The sequence below is a fragment of the Mycobacterium sp. NGS22 genome (genome assembly GCF_059813095.1).
The window spans coordinates 47799-61086 of record NZ_JCALDY010000006.1; the positions used below are offsets into that span (position 1 = coordinate 47799).

Annotated in this window: 12 protein-coding genes; 6 read left to right on the forward strand and 6 right to left on the reverse strand. The window is 66.0% G+C overall.

Features of this window, described 5'->3' with window-relative positions:
* Positions 1–21: 21 nt before the first annotated feature.
* The 3 genes from AC5Y47_RS07170 to kstR2 all read right to left on the reverse strand — a co-directional run bounded on the left by AC5Y47_RS07170 (position 22) and on the right by kstR2 (position 2807).
* On the reverse strand, positions 22–894 hold the full coding sequence (locus tag AC5Y47_RS07170) for a DUF559 domain-containing protein (protein WP_499943221.1): 873 nt from the start codon (positions 892–894) through the stop codon (positions 22–24).
* A gap of 147 nt (positions 895–1041) precedes the next feature.
* Positions 1042–2202, reverse strand: coding sequence for a steroid 3-ketoacyl-CoA thiolase FadA6 (gene fadA6, locus AC5Y47_RS07175; RefSeq protein WP_499943222.1), 1161 nt, complete (start codon positions 2200–2202; stop codon positions 1042–1044).
* Positions 2203–2204: 2 nt separating this feature from the next.
* On the reverse strand, positions 2205–2807 hold the full coding sequence (kstR2, locus tag AC5Y47_RS07180; RefSeq protein WP_499943223.1) for a TetR family transcriptional regulator KstR2: 603 nt from the start codon (positions 2805–2807) through the stop codon (positions 2205–2207).
* 170 nt (positions 2808–2977) lie between these two features.
* Between kstR2 and AC5Y47_RS07185 the strand changes: the two genes are divergently transcribed.
* Positions 2978–4681, forward strand: a complete 1704-nt coding sequence (locus tag AC5Y47_RS07185; RefSeq protein ID WP_499943417.1) for a PPE family protein — start codon at positions 2978–2980, stop codon at positions 4679–4681.
* A gap of 59 nt (positions 4682–4740) precedes the next feature.
* On the opposite strand, the gene ipdF is transcribed toward AC5Y47_RS07185, so the two are convergent.
* Together ipdF and ipdE1 are read right to left on the reverse strand one after the other, a co-directional pair.
* On the reverse strand, positions 4741–5529 hold the full coding sequence (gene ipdF / locus AC5Y47_RS07190) for a (5R,7aS)-5-hydroxy-7a-methyl-1-oxo-2,3,5,6,7,7a-hexahydro-1H-indene-carboxyl-CoA reductase (protein ID WP_499943224.1): 789 nt from the start codon (positions 5527–5529) through the stop codon (positions 4741–4743).
* Positions 5526–6674, reverse strand: coding sequence for an acyl-CoA dehydrogenase IpdE1 (ipdE1, locus tag AC5Y47_RS07195; RefSeq protein ID WP_499943225.1), 1149 nt, complete (start codon positions 6672–6674; stop codon positions 5526–5528). The genes ipdF and ipdE1 overlap by 4 nt, the downstream gene beginning before the upstream one ends.
* 48 nt (positions 6675–6722) lie before the next feature.
* Between ipdE1 and fadD3 the strand changes: the two genes are divergently transcribed.
* From fadD3 to AC5Y47_RS07220, 5 genes are read left to right on the forward strand one after another with little or no spacing between them, the layout of a single operon-like run.
* A complete protein-coding gene (gene fadD3 / locus AC5Y47_RS07200; RefSeq protein ID WP_499943226.1) occupies positions 6723–8252 on the forward strand; it encodes a 3-((3aS,4S,7aS)-7a-methyl-1,5-dioxo-octahydro-1H-inden-4-yl)propanoate--CoA ligase FadD3 in 1530 nt (509 codons plus the stop codon).
* The gene (locus AC5Y47_RS07205) at positions 8252–9385 is read left to right on the forward strand and encodes an acyl-CoA dehydrogenase family protein (RefSeq protein ID WP_499943227.1); all 1134 of its coding nucleotides are present in this window, start codon (positions 8252–8254) and stop codon (positions 9383–9385) included. The genes fadD3 and AC5Y47_RS07205 overlap by 1 nt, the downstream gene beginning before the upstream one ends.
* The gene (locus AC5Y47_RS07210; protein WP_499943228.1) at positions 9385–10320 is read left to right on the forward strand and encodes an acyl-CoA dehydrogenase family protein; all 936 of its coding nucleotides are present in this window, start codon (positions 9385–9387) and stop codon (positions 10318–10320) included. Before AC5Y47_RS07205 ends, AC5Y47_RS07210 begins: the two co-directional genes overlap by 1 nt.
* Complete coding sequence (ipdE2, locus tag AC5Y47_RS07215; protein WP_499943229.1) at positions 10317–11273, forward strand: acyl-CoA dehydrogenase IpdE2; 957 nt, start codon at positions 10317–10319, stop codon at positions 11271–11273. The genes AC5Y47_RS07210 and ipdE2 overlap by 4 nt, the downstream gene beginning before the upstream one ends.
* The gene (locus tag AC5Y47_RS07220) at positions 11270–12436 is read left to right on the forward strand and encodes a pyridoxal phosphate-dependent aminotransferase (RefSeq protein WP_499943230.1); all 1167 of its coding nucleotides are present in this window, start codon (positions 11270–11272) and stop codon (positions 12434–12436) included. Before ipdE2 ends, AC5Y47_RS07220 begins: the two co-directional genes overlap by 4 nt.
* Here AC5Y47_RS07220 and AC5Y47_RS07225 read toward each other — a convergent pair.
* The gene (locus tag AC5Y47_RS07225; RefSeq protein WP_499943231.1) at positions 12401–13237 is read right to left on the reverse strand and encodes an arylamine N-acetyltransferase family protein; all 837 of its coding nucleotides are present in this window, start codon (positions 13235–13237) and stop codon (positions 12401–12403) included. The genes AC5Y47_RS07220 and AC5Y47_RS07225 overlap by 36 nt on opposite strands.
* Positions 13238–13288 lie beyond the last annotated feature (51 nt).

The following is a 13288-nucleotide window of genomic DNA, read 5'->3' on the forward strand; positions in this document are numbered from 1 at the left end:
GCCGATTCGGTGTCGCGCCGTTCACACTCGTTGTGATGCCTGCCATCCGGCGGCGTGCATCGCCCGGTAGACGCGGGAGATGATGGTGCCCTGCCGGTAACGCAGGAGATCACGACTGACCCTGATGACTGTCCACCCGAGCTCCGTCAACGCGACTTGCCGCTCGATATCGCGGGCCTGCTGGTCGGGCTCCGTCCAGTGTTGCGGCCCGTCGTATTCAACGGCGACCCGAAACTCCCGATAGCCCATATCGACGCGGGCGACGAAATCCCCGTATTCGTCGTAAACCCTGATCTGCGTCTGCGGTTTCGGCAGGCCCGCATCGATTAACACCAATCGGAGCCGCGTCTCCTGGGGCGATTCCGCACCCCCGTCGACAAGCGGCAACACCCGTCGCAGCCTGGTCAGCCCGCGCACACCGCGATGTTCGGAGATCACGGCTTCGATGTCGGCGATCTTGACGTCGGTCGCGTTCGCCAACGCGTCGAGTCGCTGGACGGCGTGTAACCGGACGGTGGTTCGTCGTCCGATATCGAAGGCGGTGCGCGCCGGGCTGGTCACCGGAATCCCCGCCCTGGTCATCGTCTCGTGGAGCGCCAACCTGTCCGAATGAACAGTGATGCGGGCCGGTGGTTTTCGGTTGTCGTGGACCAATTCCGCATCAAGCTTCGAGCTGACCCACTTCGTACCGAGCAGTGCCGCCGCCGAGTTGCCGGCAACGACCGCACGCCGGCGCGACCATAGCCAAGCCGCCTCGGCACGCTGAACCGCCGTCAGTTCGATACCCGCCGGGCTGTACACCCCGGGATAGACGGGTTCGTAGAGCAGTCGCATTGCCCGCTCTGGAATCACCCCGCAGGCCAGTGCTTCGGCGCCAAGAAACGGCCAGTCCATGCGGGCATGCTGCCAACAATGTGCGGCGGCTCGTCACCACTGATCCACAGCCCCTAAACCGCCGCCCGGCGGGGCCCGCCCGAGTGTGAAGTTTACGACCCGACACGCCGCGTGGACGTCGGGAGATTCACGCTCGGCGGTGAGGGGTCAGAGCCGTTCGATGATGGTGACGTTGGCGGTGCCGCCACCCTCGCACATGGTCTGCAGACCATAGCGACCCCCGGTGCGCTCCAACGTGTTCAGCATCGTGGTGAACAGTTTGGCTCCGGTGGCGCCCAGCGGATGCCCGAGCGCGATAGCGCCGCCGGACGGGTTGACCTTCTCCGGGTCGGCCTTGATCTCCTTGAGCCAGGCCAGAACTACCGGTGCGAATGCCTCGTTGATCTCCACGGTGTCGATGTCGTCAATGGACAGGCCGGTCTTCTCCAGCGCGTAGCGGGTGGCCGGAATGGGACCGGTCAGCATGAACACCGGGTCGGCGGCCCGGGCACTGATGTGATGGATGCGGGCCCGGGGGGTCAGTCCGTGATCCTTGACCGCCTGCTCGGAGGCCAGCAACACCGCCGACGCTCCGTCGGAGATCTGGCTGGCCATCGCCGCCGTCAACCGGCCACCTTCGACCAGGGGCTTGAGGCCGGCCATCTTCTCCAGGGACGATTCGCGCGGCCCCTCATCGACCCGGAACGGCCCGGTTTCGGTTTCCACGGTGAGGATTTCGTTGTCGAAGTTGCCGCCGCGGATGGCGGCGAAGGCGCGCTCATGGCTGGTCAGCGAGTAGCGTTCCATCTCTTCGCGCGACAGGTTCCACTTCTCGGCGATCAGCTCCGAGCCGCGGAACTGCGAGATCTCCTGGTCGCCGTAGCGGTGGAGCCACTGCTTGGATTCGCTGGTCGGCGAGGTGAAGCCGAACTGCTCGCCGACGGTCATCGCCGACGAGATCGGAATCTGACTCATGTTCTGCATGCCGCCGGCCACAATCAGGTCGGCGGTTCCCGACAAGATCGCCTGTGCGCCAAACGAAACCGCTTGTTGGCTGGAGCCGCACTGCCGGTCGACGGTGACGCCGGGCACCTCTTCGGGGTAGCCGGCAGCCAACCACGACAGCCGGGCGATGTTGCCGGCTTGGCCGCCGATGGCGTCGACACAACCCGCGATCACGTCGTCGACCGCACCCGGATCGACGTCGTTGCGGTCGAACAACCCGCGCCAGCCCAGCGCGCCCAGGTCGACGGGGTGTACCCCGGCCAGCGCGCCGCCGCGCTTGCCAACCGCGGTCCGCACAGCGTCGATGACGTACGCTTCCGGCATTTTCAGACTCCTTCTTTTGCGATCCCGCCCAGCACGATGGCGAGGTATTTCTGACCGACCTCGTGCGCGGTGAGCGGTCCGCCGGGTTGATACCAGCGCACCGACACCCACGTGGTGTCTCGGATGAAGCGGTAGACCAGGTCGACGTCCAGATCGGGCCGGAAGTAGCCCTCCTCGATGCCCTGGTGCAGGACGTCGACCCACATTTTCCGCTGCTGCTTGTTCAGGTCTTCGATGTAGGAGAACCGCGGCTGCGACGAAAGTCGTTGCGCCTCATCCTGATAGATGACGACTTGCGCGTGCCGGTGCTCGATGGCCTCGAACGACGTCATGAACAGGCCCTTGAGCCGTTCCAGCGGATTGGTTTGACTGTCGACGATCTCGCGGTAACGGCTGAAGAGCCAGTCCAGGAACCCGCGCAGCAACTCGTCGACCATCTCCTCTTTGGACGCGAAGTGGTGGTACAGGCTGCCCGACAGGATGCCGGCGCCGTCGGCGATGTCACGTACCGTAGTGGCGCGCAACCCGCGCTCGGCGAACATCACCGCGGCGAGTTCCAACAACTCGTCTCGGCGGCTGTTTGCCTGACCGGTCACTCGGTCCACTGCATCAGGGTATCAACCAAGCGCTTGCTCGGCCAAGGTGGGGGTTTTCGTGCTGGGCTTTCTCGTCCAGGAAGTTCTGCAAAAACTGCACATCACGGCGGCATCGGATCTTATCCTTTGATGAAGTTCGAGCTCGCGGGGAGACGAGCGACGGGGATCATCGGGGGTTCATTGTGAGTTTTTTTGCTCTTCCACCAGAGATCAATTCCCTGCGGATGTTCCTGGGTGCAGGTTCGGCGCCGTTGCTGCAGGCGTCGGCCGCCTGGTCCGGACTCGCCGAGGAATTGGCTTCGGCGGCCGACTCGTTCTCCTCAGTGACCACCAACCTGGCCAGCCAGGCGTGGCAAGGTCCGGCTGCCAAGGCGATGTCCGCGGCGGCAGCGCCATACTCGGCGTTCTTGCAAGCCGCATCTGAGCGAGCAGTCAACGCTGCCGGCTCAGCCCAGGCCATAGCCGGAGCATTCGAAGCGGCCAAGGCTGCGACAATCCACCCGGAGGTCGTCGCGGCAAACCGCAACGCATTCGTGCAGCTGGTCCGATCAAACTTCTTCGGACTGAACGCACCTGCGATCGCCGCAGCGGAAAATATCTACGAAGAATTCTGGGCCGCAGATGTGGCCGCCCTGGTTAACTATCACGGTTTGGCGTCTGCAGCGGCAACGCAATTGTCCTCGTGGCAGCAGACATTAAGGGGCCTACCCGGTATCGGACAATTCGTCAGCGGAATCGGATCAGCCGCCCCGGGCGACCCGAATTTTGGTATCGGGAACCTTGGCGGCGGCAATATCGGGAACGGCAACAACAGCTTTACCGGGCCTGGCAACTTCGGTAACGGCAACCTCGGTTCAGGCAACATCGGCAGCGGCAACTTCGGCAACGACAATGTCGGCAGTGGCAACATTGGCAGCGATAACCGAGGCGCTGGGAATGTCGGCTACGGCAACGTCGGCTTCGGAAATGGGGGCTTAGGAAGCAGCGGTGGCTTGTTTAGCCAGCCCACGCTGGGCAGTAACAACGTAGGCCTGGGCAACAGTGGTAATAATAATTTTGGGTTAGGGAACAGCGGTAACGGAAACCAAGGTGCCGGTAACACCGGGAACAACAACATCGGATTCGGACTCACCGGAAACAATCTGATCGGCGTCGGCGGCGCTCACTATGACCTGGCGTCGGGTCAATTCCACTTCGACGGACTGAACTCCGGCACCAACAACATCGGCTTCGGCAACTCGGGTAGTAACAACATCGGGTTCTTCAACTCCGGCGACGGCAACATCGGCTTCTTCAGTTCAGGCGCCAACACCCTTACCGGCGGCCTCAATAGCCTGGGCTTGGGCAACTCGGGAACGGGGGCGATTGGCTTCGGGAATTCGGGCGTCGGAAACTTCGGCTTCGGCAATGCGGGTGCCCTGAACACGGGCCTTGCGAATGCGGGGCCGGGAAACACCGGGTTCGGAAACTCTGGCGGGTGGAATACCGGCATGCACAACTCGGGTACCTACAACACGTTCTCCGGGAATTCGGGAAACACCAATACGGGTTTCTGGAATGCCGGAGACTTCAACACTGCGATCGGCTCTAGCACCGATGTGCCCGGCACATTCAGCTCTGGCTTCAACAACTCGGGTGGCTTCGTCTCCGGCTTCAATAATTCGCTGTCCGGTCCCAATGCGTACGGGGTTTCAGGGTTCGGAAATACGGTGGGTGGCGCGAACAGTTTGAACAGCATGATGTCGGGCTTTTTCAACACTGGCGTCCCGAAGAGCTTGCCGCCCTTCCCCCCTGCCGTCACAGTTAGCGGATTGAATTCTGGTTTATTCAACGTAGGCACGGCGATTTCAGGACTATTCAGCCTACAATCCGCGCTTTCCTGAAAAATTCGACTTCGCACCTACCCCTAGGCCAGCAGCCTTTCAGCCGCTCAATCAAAACCCTACGGGTGCTGGCTGGACACCGAAATCACTTCTCCGGTCAGGTAACTGGCGTAGTCACTGGCCAGGAACGCGATGGTGGCCGCCACCTCCCACGGTTCGGCGGCCCGCCCGAACGCCTCACCGGCCGATAGCCGGTCCAGCAACTCCGAAGACGACGTCTTGTCCAGGAATTTGTGCCGCGCGATGCTGGGTGACACAGCGTTGATCCGCACTCCGTATTCCGCGGCTTCGATTGCGCTGCAACGCGTCAACGCCATCACGCCGGCCTTGGCGGCGGCGTAGTGCGACTGCGAGTGCTGGGCCCGCCAGCCCAGGACGCTGGCATTGTTGACGATCACCCCGCCGTGCGGGGCGTCCCGGAAGTACCGCAGCGCGGCCCGGGTGGCGCGGAACACCGACGTCAACGACACGTCCAGGACGCGGTCCCACTCTTCGTCGGTCATGTCAGCAACCGGCGTCTGACCGCCCAGGCCCGCGTTGTTGACCAGCACGTCCAACCGGCCGAATCGTGCTGTGGCGGTGGATATCAGCGCGTCGACCTGCGCGGTGGAAGTCACGTCGCATACCACGCTCTCCACCCGGCCCTGTCCGAGCGCCGCCAACTCCGCAGCCGTCTCACCCAACCGTCGTTCGTGGTGGTCGGACACCAGCACATCGGCACCCTCGGCCAGGGCCCTACGAGCGGTGGACGAACCGATCCCGGTGCCGGCCGCCGCCGTCACCACCACCACCTTGCCGTCCAGAAGACCGTGTCCGGCAATCTCTTTCGGCGCTTCCGACAAGCTCATCCCTTGACCTCCCGAGGCAGGCCGAGCACCCGCTCGGCGATGATGTTGCGCTGGATCTCATTCGACCCGCCGTAGATGGTGTCGGCGCGGGTGAACAGGAACAACCGCTGCCATTCGTCGAAATCGCCGTCGGTCAGCGTCAGTCCCGGCTTGCCCAGCACATCCATCGCCAGCTCGCCCAGACTGCGATGCCAGTTGGCCCACAACAACTTCGACACGTTGTCCTGGCCCGGCTGCTCGACATCCATCGTCGCCAACGCATACGAACGCATCGCCCGCAACCCGGTCCAGGCCCGGGTCAGCCGTTCCCGAATGGCCGGGTCTTCGGCCGCGCCGGTGCGCCGGGCGAGGTCGGCCAAGTTGGAAAGCTCACGGGCATAGACGATCTGCTGCCCCAGCGTGGAAACACCCCGCTCGAAGGTCAGCGTTCCCATCGCCACCCGCCAACCGTCGCCGGGCTGGCCGACCACCAGCGAGGCTTCGGTGCGGGCGTCGTCGAAGAACACCTCGTTGAACTCCGCGGTGCCGGTGATCTGGATGATCGGACGCACCTCGACACCGGGTTGGTCCAGTGGCACCAGCAGATACGACAGCCCGGCGTGCCGCTTGGAACCCTTCTCGGTGCGCGCGACGACGAAACACCACTGCGACAAATGTGCCAGCGACGTCCACACCTTCTGCCCATTGATCACCCACTCGTCACCGTCCAGCTCGGCGGTGGTGGAGACGTTGGCGAGGTCACTGCCGGCGCCGGGTTCGGAATATCCCTGGCACCACAGCTCGGTGACGTCGAGGATGCGCGGCAGGAAACGCTGCTGCTGCTCGGGTGTCCCGTAAGCGATCAGCGTCGGCCCGAGTAGCTCCTCGCCGAAGTGGTTGACCTTGTCCGGGGCGTCGGCCAGCGCGTATTCCTCGTAGAAGGCCACCCGGTGCGCGGTGGAAAGTCCGCGTCCGCCGTGTTCAACCGGCCAGCCCAGACAGGTCAGCCCGGCTCTGGCGAGGTGCTGGTTCCAGGCCCGGCGTTCTTCGAACGCTTCGTGCTCGCGTCCGGGCCCGCCCAGACCCTTGAGTGCTGCGAAGTCGCCGACCAGATTGTCGGCGAGCCACTGACGGACCTCTGCCCGGAACTCTTCGACGTCCTGCATGACCTGTAGGCTAACCTACCAAGCACTTGCTTTGTTAGGAGTATCCCCGTGACCACCGATCCCCGCACCGTTCCCGCGGCGCTGGATCAATTCGCGCGCCGCCACCCCGATCACGCCGCCCTGATCACCGAGGAGCGCAGCTTCACCGCCACCACCCTGCGCGACGAGGTGCACCGCGCCGCCGCCGCACTGGTCAGCCTCGGCGTCGAACCGCAACAGCGGGTCGCCATCTGGTCGCCCAACACCTGGCACTGGGTGGTCGCGTGCCTGGCCATCCACCACGTCGGCGCGGCCATGGTGCCGCTGAACACGCGCTATACCGCAGCCGAAGCCGCCGACATCATCGCGCGCACCGATGCGCCGGTGCTGTTCGCCGCGGGCCGCTTCCTGGGCGCCGACCGGACCGCGGACCTGGACCGCGCCGCCCTGCCCGCGCTGCGGCACATCGTGCGGATCGGCATCGACGAACGCGACGGGAACTGGGACGAGTTCATCGCCCGAGGCGACGATCCCGCGGCCGCCCAGACCGTGCGCGAGCGTGCCGCCGCGGTCACCCCCGACGACGTCAGCGACATCCTGTTCACCTCCGGCACCACCGGCCGCAGCAAAGGCGTGCTGTGCGCGCACCGGCAGTCGCTGTCCGCCTCGGCGGCCTGGGCCGCCAACGGCAAGATCACCAGCGACGACCGCTACCTGTGCATCAACCCGTTCTTCCACAACTTCGGCTACAAGGCCGGCATCCTGGCCTGCCTGCAGACCGGCGCGACGCTGATCCCGCACCTGACCTTCGATCCGCTGCGCACGCTGCAGGCCATCGAGCAGCACCGCATCACCGTGCTGCCCGGGCCGCCCACCATCTATCAGACCCTGCTCGACCACCCGGCCCGCGGCGACTACGACCTGAGCTCGCTGCGGTTCGCGGTGACCGGCGCGGCCACCGTGCCGGTGGTCTTGGTGGAGCGCATGCAGTCCGAACTCGACATCGACATCGTGCTGACCGCCTACGGCCTGACCGAGGCCAACGGGATGGGAACGGCGTGCCGGCCCGAGGACGACGCGGTGACGGTCGCGACCACCTGCGGACGCCCGTTCGCCGACTTCGAACTGCGCATCGGGGATGACGGTGAGGTGCTGCTGCGCGGACCCAACGTCATGTTGGGCTATCTCGACGACCCGCAGGCGACCGCCGCCGCGATCGACACCGACGGATGGTTGCACACCGGCGACATCGGCACCGTCGACGCCGCAGGCAACCTGCGGATCACCGACCGGCTCAAGGACATGTACATCTGCGGCGGCTTCAACGTCTACCCCGCCGAAATCGAGCAGGTGCTGGCCCGGATGAACGGAATCGCCGATGCCGCGGTGATCGGAGTCCCCGACCAGCGGCTGGGCGAGGTGGGCCGCGCGTTCGTCGTCACCCGGCCCGGTGCCGAGTTGGACGAGGAATCGGTAATCGCTTACACCCGTGAGCATTTGGCGAACTTCAAAGCACCCCGTTCGGTGCGGTTCGTCGACGCGTTGCCGCGCAATCCCGGCGGCAAGGTGGTCAAACCACAACTGCGAGAGTTGGCTTGATGGATCTACATTTCGACGAAGAGACGTTGGCCTTCCAGTCCGAGGTGCGCGAGTTCCTCGAAGCCAACCGGGGCACGATCCCGACGAAGTCCTACGACAACGCCGAAGGCTTTGCCCAGCACCGTGACTGGGACAAGGTCCTGTTCGACGCCGGTCTGTCGGTGATCACCTGGCCGGAGAAGTACGGCGGCCGGGATGCTCCGCTGCTGCACTGGGTGGTCTACGAGGAGGAATACTTCCGGGCCGGGGCGCCCGGTCGGGCCAGCGCCAACGGCACCTCGATGCTGGCCCCCACCCTGTTCTCGCACGGTACCGAGGAGCAGCTGGACCGTATCCTGCCGAAAATGGCCAGCGGTGAACAGATCTGGGCCCAGGCCTGGTCGGAACCGGAGTCCGGCAGCGACCTGGCGTCGCTGCGCTCCACCGCGACTCAGACCGACGGCGGCTGGCTGCTCAACGGCCAGAAGATATGGAGTTCGAGGGCGCCGTTCGCCGAAATGGGTTTCGGGTTGTTTCGCTCCGACCCCGGATCCCAACGCCACCAAGGCTTGACCTACTTCATGTTCGACCTGAAAGCCAAGGGTGTCACGGTGCGCCCGATCGTCCAGCTCGGCGGTGACACCGGATTCGGCGAGATCTTCCTCGACGACGTCTTCGTTCCCGACCAGGACGTGATCGGCGCCCCGAACGACGGGTGGCGCGCGGCGATGAGCACCTCAAGCAACGAGCGCGGCATGTCCCTGCGCAGCCCGGCTCGTTTCCTGGCCGCCGCCGAGCGGCTGGTGCAGCTCTGGAAGGACGCCGGTTCGCCGCCGGAGTTCGCCGACCGGGTCGCCGACGGCTGGATCAAGGCGCAGGCCTACCGGTTGCAGACCTTCGGCACCGTCACCCGGCTGGCCGGCGGCGGTGAACTCGGCGCGGAATCCTCGGTCACCAAGGTGTTCTGGTCTGATCTGGACGTGGCACTGCACCAGACCGCGCTGGATATCCGCGGCGCCGACGGCGAGCTCGCCGGACCCTGGACCGACGGCCTGCTGTTCGCGCTGGGCGGACCGATCTACGCCGGTACCAACGAGATTCAGCGCAACATCATCTCCGAACGACTGCTCGGCCTGCCCCGGGAGAAGCGGTAATGGACTTCGCATTAGACGAACAGCAGCGTGATTTCGCTGCCAGTATCGACGCGGCGCTGGGCGCCGCCGATCTGCCCGGCGCGGTTCGTGCCTGGGCCGCCGGAGACAACGCACCCGGTCGCAAGGTGTGGGAGCAACTGGCCGACCTCGGCGTCACGGCGCTGATGGTGTCGGAAAAGTTCGACGGCATCGACGCCTCGCCGGTCGATCTGGTGGTTGCCCTCGAGCGCCTCGGTCGCTGGTGTGTGCCCGGCCCGGTCACCGAATCCATCGCCGTCGCACCGGTTCTGCTCGCTGACGACGACCGTAGCGGTGCTCTGGCGTCCGGCGAGCTGATCGCCACCCTCGCGCTACCACCGGATATTCCCCGGGCGTTGGACGCCGACGTCGCCGGACTGGTATTGCTGGCCGGTCCGGAAGGTGTCAGCGAAGCGACCCCGGGTGAGCGTCACGAGTCCGTCGACCCCAGCCGTCGGCTCTTCGACGTGACGGCAACCGGGGACACCTGGCAGGCCGACACCGCGCGCGCCTACCAGTTCGGCGCACTGGCCACCGCCGCACAGCTCGTCGGGGCGGCCGAAGCCCTGCTGACCGGCAGCGTCGACTACGCCAAGCACCGCTCCCAGTTCGGCAGGGTCATCGGCTCATACCAGGCGATCAAGCACAAACTGGCCGACGTGCACATCGCGATCGAACTGGCCCGGCCGCTGGTGTACGGCGCGGCGTTGACACTGGACGCGCGGGATGTGAGCGCGGCCAAAGCCGCGGCCGCCGAGGCGGGTCTGCTGGCCGCACGTTCTGCGTTGCAGACGCACGGGGCGATCGGTTTCACTCAGGAGCACGACCTGTCGCTGCTGCTGCTGCGGGTGCAGGCGCTGCGTTCGGCCTGGGGTACACCGGAGCAGCATCGGCGACGAGTACTGGAGGCGCTATGACGTCCACCGAAGAACGGGAGATGCTGCGCGACAGCGTGGCCGCGCTGGTGACCAAGCACGCCGGCCCCGCTGCCGTGCGTGCGGCGATCGAGTCCGAACGCGGCTACGACGAGTCGCTGTGGCGGCTGCTGTGCGAGCAGGTCGGTGCGGCCGCGCTGGTGGTACCCGAGGAGCTCGGCGGAGCCGGTGGTGAACTGGCCGACGCGGCAACGGTTTTGCGGGAGCTGGGCCGCGGTTTGGTCCCGTCTCCCCTACTGGGCACCACGCTCGCCGAACTCGCGTTGCTGGCCGCACCCGAACCCGACGGCGCGGCGCTGGAGGCTCTGGCCGAAGGCAGCTCGATCGGAGCGCTGGTGCTCGACCCGGACTACGTGATCAATGGCGACATCGCCGACGTCGTCGTGGCTGCCACCGACGGTCAGCTGAGCAGATGGACCCGATTCAGCGCCGAGCCCGTCGCCGCCATGGACCTGACCCGCCGGCTGGCGCGGGTCCGCGCCGAAGACACCGAACCGTTGGGCGACGACCCCGGCCTGGCGGACTTCGCGGCGATTCTGTTGGCCGCCGAGCAGATCGGCGCCGCCGAACGCTGCCTGGACCTCACCGTCGAGTACGCCAAGAGCCGGGTGCAGTTCGGCCGCCCCATCGGCAGCTTCCAGGCGCTCAAGCACCGGATGGCCGATCTGTATGTCGCAGTTGCCGCGGCCCGGGCCGTCGTCGACGACGCGTGCGACCAACCCGGACCCGTCAATGCCGCCACTGCGCGACTGGCCGCCACCGAAGCGCTGAATGTCGTTGCAGCCGAGGCTATTCAGCTGCACGGGGGCATCGCGATCACCTGGGAACACGACATGCACCTGTACTTCAAGCGCGCCCACGGCAGCGCGCAGTTGCTCGACTCCACCCGAGACGTGCTGCGCCGGCTGGAAGCTGAGGTGCTGCCGACCCCGTGACCGGTCACGTCGCACTGCGCGCAGGCATCCCCCCGTTCTATGTGATGGATGTCTGGCTGGCGGCCGCGGAACGCCAACGCACCCACGGCGACCTGGTGAACCTGTCCGCGGGTCAGCCGAGCGTCGGTGCGCCGGAGCCGGTGCGCGCCGCCGCCGCTTCGGCGCTGCATCTCAACGAACTCGGTTACACCGTGGCACTGGGCATTCCGGAGCTGCGGGCCGCGATCGCCGCGAACTATGAACGCCAGCATGGTATTTCCGTCGAACCCGATGCCGTGGTCGTGACCACCGGGTCCTCCGGGGGATTTCTGCTGGCATTTCTGGCGTGCTTCGACGTGGGCGACCGGGTCGCGATGGCCAGTCCCGGCTACCCCTGTTACCGGAACATCCTGTCGGCGTTGGGATGTGAGGTGGTCGAGATCCCGTGCGGCCCGGAGACCAGGTTCCAGCCCACCGCGCAGCTGCTGGCCGAACTCGACCCGCCGGTGCAGGGCGTCATCGTCGCCAGCCCGGCCAACCCGACCGGCACCGTCATCCCGCCGGAGGAACTCGCGGCCATCGCGCAGTGGTGCGACGACAGCGGTGTGCGGCTGATCAGCGACGAGGTCTACCACGGCTTGGTCTACGACCAAGCGCCGCCGACCAGCTGCGCCTGGCAGACCTCGCGAAACGCGGTGCTGGTCAACAGCTTCTCCAAGTACTACGCGATGACGGGTTGGCGGCTGGGCTGGCTGGTGGTGCCCACCGAGTTGCGCCGCGCGGTGGACTGCCTGACCGGCAACTTCACCATCTGCCCCCCGGTGCTGTCGCAGGTTGCCGCGGTGTCAGCGTTCACCCCGGAATCGACCGCCGAGGCCGAGGCCAACCTGAAGCACTATTCGGTCAACCGCGCGTTGCTGCTGGACGGGCTGCGCGGCATCGGCGTCGAACGACTGGCGCCCACCGACGGCGCGTTCTACGTCTACGCCGACGTCTCCGACTTCACCAGCGACTCGCTGGGGTTCTGCTCGCAGTTGTTGCGCGACACCGGCGTTGCCATTGCACCGGGCATCGACTTCGACCCCGCGCGCGGCCACTCCTATGTCCGGCTGTCGTTCGCCGGGCCGACGGGTGACATCGAAGAGGCGCTACGCCGGATCGGTGCGTGGCTGCCTCGCCAGTAGCGCTTCGAGCGCAGCGCGGTCGACATCGGCCAGGTTGATCCCGAACCGCTCGTCGAGGGCGGCGACCACCGCGGCCGCGTCGTCCAGTACGACCTTCTCGCTGCCGTCGGCGCGGTGGATGACGAGGTTGCGTCCGGCCAGGTTCATCCGCCCGTCCTCGGTGACCAGTGCCACCATCAGGTCGGTGACGAAGTGCGACGACGGGTGCGTCGAGACATACCAACTGCCCACCGTCAGGTCGATCTGCGGGCGGGTCACCGTGGTGAACTCATAGAGCGCTTGCCACTCACCGCGGATCTGGGCTTGCAGGACCAGCCCGTCGCCGTGGTCCTCCAGGCGATACGGCTCGTGGGCGGTCTGCTGCACGCCGCCGGTCTGCAGGCGCAACGGCGACGTCGGTGTCTGGCCGCCGAATCCGACGTCGACCAGATACGGACCTGCACTGCCCGGAAACGTCACGGCGAGCACCGTGTGCGTCTCCGCCGGTGTCGGCGCTTGCGGCGACAGCGACCAGACCACCCGGCCGGCCAACCGGCGCACCTGGAAGCCGAGTTCGGCCAGCACATAACCCATCAACCCGTTCTGTTCGTAGCAGTAGCCGCCCCGCCTTCGGTGAATCAGCTTGTCGGCCAATCCCTCTGGGCTCAGGTCGTCGACGGGCACGCCCAACATCGGGTCGATGTTCTCGAAGGGGATGGTCCGAGAGTGGGCCGTTATCAGTGCCTGCAGGACATCCAGGGTCGGTTCTACCGGCCCGTGGTAGCCGATGCGGTCGAAGTATGCGCTGAGATCCAGAGCCATAGCAGCCATTCTGACCCGACTCGCTTGTTTTATCTCTGTCGAATGTGGGGA